Below are 10,141 nucleotides of genomic sequence, written 5' to 3'. Positions count from 1 at the left end.
TCTCCTCGCCCAGGTCAGTGTCAGCCCGTCCAGAGCCAGCTCGGATTGCTCCTTGCTCCACATCAAGGGCCAGCCGAAGCCTACTGCAACGGTTCCCACCGCTTTTGTGAGCGACCACAACCTCATCCCGTCCTTCGGGATCCGTTCCGGCTACCCCAGACACCGCACCCTCAGCCGTCGGCCAAGCGATCACCATCACAGTGCAAGAGCTCCAGGAAGGTCTCGCACGACTTCCTGGAAACGGTCGTCAGCAACCGCCGCGTAACCGGCGGTGGTCGCAGGAGACGCATGACGCATGAGTCTCTGGGTCAGGAGCAGGTCCTGCCCGGATGCTCGGTAGACAGCAGTCCCGAAGCGGTGACGAAGTTGGTGATACCGCATCTTCATCCCCATGGCCGCGGCGACCCTGGAGATGGAGCGCGAGACCTTTTCAGGCCGAAGGTCGGGCCAAAATCGCCCGCTCCCCTTGCGGTTCAGTGCGGCAAGGACCACGGGCGGCACTGGGACAACGTCAGTCCGCCCGCCCTTGCCCACTACGCGCAGGAGCGTTTGCCCGTCACTGCTGTCCTGCAGGTCTTCGGCAGCCAGTTTGGCAGTCTCATGCGCACGAAGCCCACAGAAGGCGCCAAGCAGCACCCACGCTCGGTGATCACGCCGCGTCGTGCGCAGCAGGTCCTTGAGGTCGCACTCCGCGATGGGGTTCGGCGTGGCACGAGGCGCCGGCGGCTTCCGAAGCCCATCGATGAGATTTTTACCGAGCCATTTTCCGAAAGATGCGAGGTGGTTGAGGTAGGTACGCCGTGTCCAGCTCGTCAGCGGACGAGTAGAAAAGTACGACTGGACGTGCTCTGCGCAGATTGCTTCAGGCAGCAGACCCGAATGTCTGGCGATCGCCTTGATGCAGTTCACTCGGGCACGGATGGTGTTGGCGGCGTAGCCATCCGCGCGCTGGGCCGCGACGTACCTTTCGATCACCATGCCGCGATCCTTGACAGCCCGCGCAACGGTTATTCCTGACAGTGACCCCAGAAAACTAGTCATACGATAACTGAATTCGCGTCCGGCTGGTAGCCAACCAGGGAAAATCGTTCATCGGGTCGTATGTGTTGGGTATGGGCTTCGTCTTGGAGCCCGAGCAGGCCCACGAGCTGATCGAGCGGGACCCCCGTAACAAGGACGTGCTCTTCCCCTACCTGAACGGCGAAGACCTCAACTCACGGCCCGACTGCTCCGCGAGCCGGTGGGTGGTCAACTTCCACGACTGGTCCGAGGAACAGGCGCGGAGCTACCCCGAAGTATTCAACATCATCGAGCACCTCGTGAAACCTGTGAGACTCAAGGTCACTCACAGCAAGAACGCTCGGGAGAAGTGGTGGCAGTATGAGCGCCGCCGCCCTGAGTTGTACTCGATCATCTCTGATCTCGACCGCGTCCTGGTGGTAGCACGCGTCAGCAAGACGTGTCTCCCGGTCTTCGCCCCAACTGGTCAGGTAATTAGCGAAACCGCTGTGATCTTTGCGAGTAATACCGCATCGAACCTCGCGCTACTCAGTAGTGGCATTCATTACTTGTGGGCGAGCACGTGGGGGTCCAGCCTTAAAGGAGACCTGCGCTATACGCCATCCGATGTTTTCGAAACATTCCCAAACCCACCCTCCTCGGGGATGAATGACCTGGCCGAGCTGGGCTCTCTCCTGGACGAGTCTCGATCCTCAATTATGCTTGAACATGACCTCGGCTTGACGAAGCTTTACAACAGATTTCATGACCCTGCTGTCATTGATGGGGAAATTGGCCAGCTGCGAGATATTCACGCCCGCATCGATGAGGCTGTGGTGAAAGCTTACGGGTGGGGCGATCTCGACCTCGAATACACCTTCCATCAGGGGAAGAGGGGAGCCCGTCGTGCTTTTGTCGGCGCCACGCAAGCGGAGATCCTTGACCGCTTGTTGGAGCTCAACCATGCGTGCAACCAGAGTGAGGCATGAGCATCGCCAGGCATCTTTCAAGCGTCGTGAGGGATTGATTCGCTAGTCCGACTCCGCGCGATGACGCTCATGGTTTAGCTCAAGCAATCGGTCAAGGATCTCGGCATTTACGGCGTCACCAAGAGTGCGGCGAGTGCCATTTCTCGTGGCGTGGAAGTCGTGCTGAATATCCAGGTCGCACCAGCCATACAGATCTGCGATCGCGTAATCAATGAGTTCATGCGCTTCTCGCAAGGCCCGAATTCCGGCATCAGTGATGGCGGGGTCATGGAAAGCGTTGTAAAGCTTCGTTAGGCCCTCACTGCGTTCCATCGCAAGCTCATTTCGAAGTCGATGCAGAGCTGCACCCTGCCCCCTGAGGTTGGGACTAAATTTGGGATGCGGAAGAGTCTCATACACATCGGAAGGTGAGTAGTTTAGATCTGCCTTCATTGTCGACGAGTTTCGCCATGCCCAGCTCGTGTGAAACGAGCTGGCCATGAAGGCAAGATGCTCGTCCCCATCTACCGTGAAGACGCAGAGCTTGTGAGCCAAGACCTGCTGACTGGACGTCCAAGTTGGCATCACCGTTCTGCTGACGAGAGCTACCACCAGGACACGGTCAAGCTCCCGGATGGCCTCATACAGCTTCGGAGCGCGCTCGGCGAACTGCCACCAACGTTCCCGACGAGCGGCTCGGCTGTTCTGCGCTCGTACGGGTTTCACGAGATGCTCGATGATGTTGAATACTTCGGGGTAGCTCCGCGCCTGTTCCTCGGACCAGTCGTGGAAGTTGACCACCCACCGGCTCGCGGAGCAGTCGGGCCGTGAGTTGAGGTCTTCGCCGTTCAGGTAGGGGAAGAGCACGTCCTTGTTACGGGGGTCCCGCTCGATCAGCTCGTGGGCCTGCTCGGGCTCCAAGATGAAACCCTTACCCAAGACATTGGATCCTTGGAAGGACTTACCGCGGTTGGCTACCAGCCGGAACGGCCGGCCCTCGACTCGGGACTTGCGGTCGAGTGAGGAGGTGATACCGGCTACCTTCTCGCCGTCCAAGACGCGTCCTGCTTCAGATGGGAGCTGCTCCTTGCTGGTCCACACCGCGCAGTACTCGAGCGCAGCTGAAGAAGACGGCCACGGCGCGCTCTTGATGGCACGTCGGATCTCGACGCCACTACCAGTGATCTGGTCCAGGCCCACTTCACGTGTATCGCCCTGGGCCAACGTGTTTGTAGCGATGAGGCCCGTGTTGCCCCGAGCAGCAAGGAGCTGATGAGCCCGGAGCGCGAAGTAGGCGACAAGGTCGGCGCTGCCCTTGCGGCCACTCGCGATCACGGCGACGAACCAATCGCGAACATTCGTACCCATGGCACCGGTGAGCTTCTGCCCTCCCAGGAACGGCGGGTTGCCGATGATCGCATCGAACCCACCCCGCTCCATCACGTCCGGTACGGCTAGAAGCCAGTGCAGTGGCTTCCACCGCTCGTAGTCCGTCGTCACCGTCGGTGTGAGCCCGGCCTGCTTGATTCCGTCGAGCATCCTCCGGTCCGCCTCCCCGCCATCGGCCGGGTACGCCATCTCCACCGCGAGGCGCAGATCGTCGTACGCGGCCTTCAGCTGCCTACCGGGCTTGCCGCCCCACCGCAGCCCGGCTGCGATCACCCCATCCGCGACATCGGCGAGCTGCGCCGTCAGTTCCTGGTACCGACGGAACTGACGGCGCTTGGTGGCGGCCGAGCGCTGCGGGTCGCTGTCATCGACCTCCGTGGCGAGCCGACGACGCAGACGACGCGCCTGATCCAGGATGTCGTCCACGTCCAGAGAGAAGATGCTGAACTGATTGCCGGCCGCAGTGGGGTCAATGTGGAGGCTGCGCAGCTGGTTGGCGTCAGCCAGACCGAGCAGCGCGTTGCCGTGCAGCACTTTGTCGTCGACGAACGAGAACGGGAGCTTCGGATCAAGCGACACCAGCCACAGCGACAGCTTGCACATCTCCACGGCCATGCCGTTGATGTCGGCGCCGTAAAGACACGTAGCGACAACGGTCCTTATCGCGTGGACGTGGAGGTCGTGCGGTGTCCTTCCGTACACCGCACCCTCACGCTGCCATGCCTCGACCAGCCGGTCGGCAAGGTACCGTGCCGCAGCCACGAGGAACGCGCCCGATCCACAGGCGATGTCGGCGATGCGCAGGTCGAGGAGCTGATCATGGTCGATTGGGCGCCATGCGGCTTGGTCCGAGGTTTGGTTCGGCCCGGGCGAGTAGACGAGAGGTTCCAGGGCGTGCCGGACGACATCCTCGGCCAGCGAGCGGGGTGTGTAGTGCGCGCCCGCTGAGGCGCGCGAGGGAGTCTCCACCAGCAGAACGCCACCAGGCTCGACCACCAATGGTCGGTTGCGCAGGTCGCGGCGGATGATTCCGATGTACGGGCGCAGCCGGTCGCGCAGTCCGGGGTCGTCGGTGACATCGCGCAGGGCGATCTCGGTGTCGTCGAGGGTGTTGCCCGCTTTCAGCGCCTTGATGAGGGCAGCTTTTCTGGACGGCTTCGCGGCCGGCTGGTGCTGCTTGATCCAGGCAAGGATCGCCTCGGCCAGCGCAGTCTCGGTGCGACTGGCCTGGCTGAGCTCTTCGAGGATGGTGAGGGGGATCTCAGGTTCGGATCCCGCACTGCCCATCAGACCGACGATGATCTCTTCGGCGGGTTCGCAGGAGTAGCCGAGCAGTCCTTCGTAAATGTAGCCGATCTGTTCGACGTCGATGTCGCGGAAGGAAATTCGTCGTGCTCCGCCGGTCAGCTGGGCGATCTGGACGGCGCGCAGAACTTCGAGCATCACGCGGTCGCTGACCGTGATGGCCAGGGTGTCCTGTGAGTCGCACGCGGTGAGGAAGGGGAAGCGAGCCGGGTCAAACAGGGAGCCGCCGTACTCAGGTAGACGCAGGTCCTCGAAGCTCGCGCCCTGGTAGAGAGCCTGCGAGGTGGCGAGGAGTCGGTGCCAGGTCAGGAATGTGGCGTCGAGGGCTTGTTCACCTTCATCATTCTCGCGGCTGTCAAGCAGGTCGAGTTCGTCGCTGATGCCGTATCCCATGGCGAAGAGGCGGCTCTGTGGCAACAGCCCGCGTTCTTCGGCGAAGAGTAGGAAGACGACGCGCATCATGACGGTGACGGCGGCCTCATAGACCTCGCCCCTTGCCGCCGGCAGGGGGTCGGGCTCGCCTCGCCGTTGTGCTTCCAGGGCGCCTTCGGAGAGGGCCTGAACGATCAGTTCGACGGCACGCCGGACCTGGGTTCCGAGCGCTTCGGTGATCTTCTCGGCAGCAGTGACGGATTCTCCGAACAGTTCGGTCAGCCGATCCTGCTGCTTGCCGCCGATCAGGCGGCGGCGCTGAAGGAGCTCAATGAAGGCGTTACGGGTCTGCGGCTCTTCGATCCAGGTCTGGGCGTCGACGATGCCGGAGGCAACCATGGTCTGGGGGCGGGCGCTGACGATCGCCCACCAGCGACCGTCGGTGACGACGCCCAGGGGGACATCGGAGGCGCGCAGCAGCTCTTCCATGCGATCGATGGGGCTGGCCGACCAGCCGTCGGTGAGCGGGTCGTGCAGGGAGTCCGTGGGGTCAGTGATCAGGACGAGAGCGCCGATCGCATCTCCGTGTACCAGAGCGCCGTCGGCGCACACGGTGACGGCGTAGTCGGGTGAGCGGACCTCAGCGGCGGCCGGGGCGGGAACGGGTGTAGGAGGGGCCCCAGCGCAGGCCCTGGCGCAGCACGAGGCCGACCCAGGTGTCGCGGGCCTCGCGGTAGAGGTCGAGAGCTGCTCTGTCGCCCGGGTTCTCGTCCCAGTTTTCCCATGCCTTCTCGAAGGCGGGCTTGGCGTCCTTGATGGCGTCGAGTGCCTGGGGGGCGGGCTGAGGGATCCCCTGGGGGTAGACGCGTTCCAGGGCAGGGACGGCGAGGAAGGGACCGTCCGCTTCGACGAGTTCGAGCCAGGCGCGGTGCAGGTCGGCGGCGGTCGGGAGGTTGCGACGGCTCATGCCTGGACCATTCCGTTCTTCGCGTCTTCAGGGGTGAGGGCGAACACGACCGCGGCGGCGGACACGTACGGCCTGATGTCGCTGTAGCGCTCCTGGATCGAGGCGACCTCGCGTGCCTCCTCGTCATCCAGGCTGTCGAGGCGCTCGTTCATGTGGTGCAGGTCCCGGCGTCGCTGCTTCTGTTGGTCGTCGGTGAACAGCAGTTCTTCCTCGGCGCGGATGGCATGCTCAAGGCGGTCGCGGGAGTCGCGGAGGTTGAGCCGGAAGGCTTCGAAGATCTCGTGGGCTCGCTTGATGTCGGAGTCCCGGCGCTGGGTGAGTGCCTCGGTGACCTTCTCCTGTCGGCTGGCGCTCTTGCGTTCCATCGCGGTCAGCAGGCGTGTACGCAGTCGGGAGCCGTCGTCGTTCCACTGGTCGGCGAGGTGAGTCCGTACCTTTTCATCGGCCAGGAGCAAGTCGGCGGAGTCGAGGGTTTCGTCAAGGACCTGTTCGACCTTGGACTCGGCAAGTGTCTGCCCGCGTAGCCGGACGCCGGTGAGGAACACCTCTTCGTGCAGGCGCAGCCCGCCGCGTCCGACGAGGACGAGTCGGGAGACGGCGGCGACACAGGACTCGGGAAGACCGGGGGCGATGACGGCGGTGACCCGGTTGACTGGGGAGTCCGTGCTGAACAGTGCGGAGCGCAGGGTGCGCGTGGCGCGTTGCATGAGGGCGTGCCCGAGGTGGATGTGGACCAGGTCGGTGCGTTGCTGGGCGGCCTGGTCGTCAAAGGTAATGGGGCGCGGGACCCCTGGCTCCAGGCGGGTGTCCAGACCGCGCAGGGCTGGCTGCCAGGAGCGGCCGAGGTTCGGGATCTCGAAGACCTGTGCCTCAGTGCGATCGTCGCCGATCTCCACGAGCGGGGGCTGGGCGGTCAGGGTGAGCGCGGTGTCCACCACGCGGCGTGCGTTCGCGGGCGTGAGGTGCATGGCGGCCTTGTGCTCGTCGTACGTCTCCGACATGCGGGTGAGCTGACGGTTCAGCTCCATCCCGCCGGCCAGCACGCGGGTGATCACTTCGTTGCCGTCGTCCTGTGCGGTCGGTCGGGCCTTGCGCGTCGTGCGGGTGGGGGCGAAGTGTTCCTGCACCTCGGCGTCGATGACCTGGTTGACCTTGCCGAGGTCCTTGGTGGCCTGTCCGACCTTGGTCGCGATGATCCCCATGAACTTCATGTCCGCGTCGTACGTCGTAGAGCTGGAGACCGACACGAAGTGGAAGATCTCCGGGTTCTTCGTCTGCCCGTACCGGTCGATGCGGCCAATGCGCTGTTCCAGGCGGGACGGATTGAAGGGGATGTCGAAATTGACCAGGCGGTGGCAGTAGGTCTGCAGGTCGATGCCCTCGCCGGCGGAGTCGGTGGCGAGCAGGATGCGGACCGGGTGCTTGTCGGGGCTCTCGGTGAAGCGGGCACGGATCTTCTCCCGCTCCTCGGTCGGGGTCGAGCCCTGGATGACCTCCAGTACGTCGTCGTAGCCGCGCTGCCGTAGGACGCGCTCGATCCATTCGAGGGTGGCCGCGTACTCCGTGAACACCACGACGCGTTCGTTGGTCCAGTGGGTACCGTCTGGCCGGCAGACTGCGGCAAGGAAGGTCAGCAGCTCTTCCAGCCGTGAGTCCGGCTTGTACTCGTACCTGCGCCCCCACTCGATGAGCGAGGCGATCTCGCTGCCGGTGGCTGCGGCCAGAGCGGCCGAGCCCTTGGACTGGCGCAACGCGGTGAACTCGGGGTGCTCGGCAGCGCCCTCTTCCTCGTCCGACTGGCCGCTGCCCAGGACCTCGGTGTAGTACGCGTCCTCGTCGTCCAGCCGGAACTGCCGGTGGCCGCCGTCCGTGTCCTCGTAGAGTTCAAGGGTGCGGGCGAACGACCACGGGCTGGACAGGAAACGCTTCTTCAGCAGCATGGCGACGATGTCACCACCCGAACCCTTGCCGTTCGCCCGGGCACTGTCCGCCAGGAGCCGCTCCAGCTTCGCGAACTGCAGCTGCTCCTCCTCGGACGGCGTAAAGGAGAGGGGCTTCAGCTTCCGGGTCTTGAACCCCTTGTCCGGCAGGTCGGTCTTCAGCCACCGCACCATCACCTCCTTCAGCGCGCGCTCGTCGATGCTCGCGCCGCGGGTGAACCGACGGCCGTCGATCATCTCCAGCAGGGCCGTGAACGACTCCGAATAGCCGTTGTGCGGCGTCGCGCTCAGGAACAGGCGATGCTCGCACGCCTCAGCGAGCTTCATCGTCGCCGTCGTCCGCTTGCTGTCCACCGCGTAGCCGCGCTGCCCCGGTGCCGTTGTCGGGCTGGCCGGCGCCACGTGGTGCGCCTCGTCGACCACCAGCACATCGAACGCGTACCGCTTGGCCGTGCCCGCGCTGCGCACGTCCGCCAGCACGTCGCGCAACAGGCGCTGCGCCCGCAGCGAGGGCAGCCACGCCATGCTCACGATCACGCGGGGGAAGAGCCGGAAGGGGTTGGCGTTCAGCCCGTGGCTCCGTCGTACCTTGGCCATCAGCTCGCTGTTGACGATGACGAAATCGAGGCCGAACTTTTCCCGCATCTCGTCCTGCCACTTCAACGAGAGGCTCGGGGGGCAGACGATCACCACGGACCGCGCACGGTGCCGCAACAGCAGCTCCTGCACGACGAGGCCAGCCTCGATGGTCTTGCCCAGACCGACGTCGTCTGCCAGCAGCAGGTTTGTACGCGAAGACTGCAGAGCGCGACTCAGGGGCACCAGCTGGTACGCCTCCACGTTCGCACCGCTGCGGGAGGGCGCCTGGTAGGAGTTGGCGTCCGCTGAGGTGACCGCACCCCAGCGGACCGCGTCCACGAAGGCGGCGAGGGAGTTCGGGTCGTCGAACGCCTCGGCTCGCACGGTCTCCGGAAGTCCCTGGTTGGGGGCGACGGTATGGCCGACCTCCAGCTCCCAGACCACCGTCAACTCTTGCCCAAGCCGGTCCTCGTCCAGCGACTGCAAGCTGACCACATGGGTCAGGCCCGGCGTTCCCTCGTCGGCGGGGCTGCGGGGCAAGCCCTGCTTCTGGATATCCGACACGGCCCAGGTGGAGCCCCGGACCTTGACGACCTGCCCCGGCTCCGGAATTGGCGGAATAGCCGCCGTGCTCAGGGTGCTGCTCGCCGATCCCTGCGGGTACTCCGTCGTGGTCGCCACCTGGGCAGACTCCTTCACCAACGCCGTCATTGCCGGAGCGTGATCACCTGGGCACACCACGCTGTCACATGCGATGGGAGATCACGAACGACCAGTATCCCCGAACCGGGTCCGCCCTTCTGCAAGTCCCTCGTATACGCCCCACCGGAATAGGTTCCTCCGGATCTCGATTACTGCCGTCCAGCGGTCACAGCCGGGGGGCGAGCATGGACGCCCTCATCACCCGCAGGGCGCGCGACGCCGCGTACCAGCCGGGCCGGCTTTCGCGGACGGTGCATCGCAGCCTCGTAGTGGCATGCCGGGTCAGGGTCAGGGTCGGGATCGGCTTCGATGCCTGGAGGCGTCGCAGCAGAGCCTGAGGGCCAATGGTTAGGGTGAGAGCCGTCGCGGACGAGCAGACTTGGGGACTTAAGGGCGGAGCTTGCAAATGGAAAGTACAGGCCGTCTACCATTGCCTCTGAGGGCTGATGCTGACCGATGGATGACAGTCAAGCCACTCCGGAGGGTGCTCGGCGTCGTACACAACATCACGTCGGCCACCCGACTTGTTGACCTACTCGCCATATTTTCCGGCGATGAGCGGATCCAAGTCGTTTTCACCTGTACCGAGTCATCCGCGCTCGACGGCGGCACGGCAGAATTCCTGACTTCCCGAGGCATGCTCAATATCCCATGGAATACGGCTATTTCCCAGAAGTTCGACCTGGCCCTCGCCACCAGCCGGGGTGGCGATCTCCACAAACTCCCCTTTCCGCTTATTGGCACACCGCACGGCGCTGGATATAATAAACAATTGAGCCGGGAGCCGGGAGCCGGGAGCCGGGAGCCGGGAGCCGGGAGCCGGGAGCCGGGAGCCGGGAGCCGGGAGCCGGGAGCCGGGAGCCGGGAGCCGGGAGCCGGGAGCCGGGAGCCGGGAGCCGGGAGCCGGGAGCCGGGAGCCG

The 10,141-nt window shown here is 64.5% G+C and carries 6 protein-coding genes; 1 reads left to right on the top strand and 5 read right to left on the bottom strand.

Going from position 1 to position 10,141, the window contains the following annotated elements:
- Positions 1-195: 195 nt before the first annotated feature.
- Positions 196-978: a tyrosine-type recombinase/integrase gene (locus ACZ7HT_RS34530; protein ID WP_471173363.1), complete on the bottom strand. Its 783-nt coding sequence runs from the start codon at positions 976-978 to the stop codon at positions 196-198.
- Positions 979-1,112: 134 nt separating this feature from the next.
- On the opposite strand from ACZ7HT_RS34530, the gene ACZ7HT_RS34525 reads away from it, so the two are divergent.
- A complete protein-coding gene (locus tag ACZ7HT_RS34525) occupies positions 1,113-1,988 on the top strand; it encodes a type IIL restriction-modification enzyme MmeI (protein ID WP_471173362.1) in 876 nt (291 codons plus the stop codon).
- A gap of 42 nt (positions 1,989-2,030) precedes the next feature.
- On the opposite strand, the gene ACZ7HT_RS34520 is transcribed toward ACZ7HT_RS34525, so the two are convergent.
- The 4 genes from ACZ7HT_RS34520 to ACZ7HT_RS34505 all read right to left on the bottom strand — a co-directional run bounded on the left by ACZ7HT_RS34520 (position 2,031) and on the right by ACZ7HT_RS34505 (position 9,939).
- A complete protein-coding gene (locus ACZ7HT_RS34520; protein ID WP_471173359.1) occupies positions 2,031-5,645 on the bottom strand; it encodes a DNA methyltransferase in 3,615 nt (1,204 codons plus the stop codon).
- Between the two features lie 28 nt (positions 5,646-5,673).
- Positions 5,674-6,000 carry a hypothetical protein gene (locus ACZ7HT_RS34515; protein ID WP_471173357.1) on the bottom strand — a complete coding sequence of 109 codons (327 nt, stop codon included), beginning with the start codon at positions 5,998-6,000 and terminating at the stop codon, positions 5,674-5,676.
- Positions 5,997-9,200 (bottom strand): DISARM system SNF2-like helicase DrmD, encoded by a 3,204-nt coding sequence (gene drmD, locus ACZ7HT_RS34510; protein WP_471173355.1) that lies wholly within the window; start codon positions 9,198-9,200, stop codon positions 5,997-5,999. Before drmD ends, ACZ7HT_RS34515 begins: the two co-directional genes overlap by 4 nt.
- Before the next feature lie 610 nt (positions 9,201-9,810).
- Complete coding sequence (locus tag ACZ7HT_RS34505; RefSeq protein WP_471173354.1) at positions 9,811-9,939, bottom strand: hypothetical protein; 129 nt, start codon at positions 9,937-9,939, stop codon at positions 9,811-9,813.
- Positions 9,940-10,141 lie beyond the last annotated feature (202 nt).

The organism is Streptomyces sp. NPDC037410, from assembly GCF_055602235.1.
The sequence above is the reverse complement of the archived record's forward strand: the minus strand, read 5'-3'. Positions and strand labels throughout refer to the sequence as shown.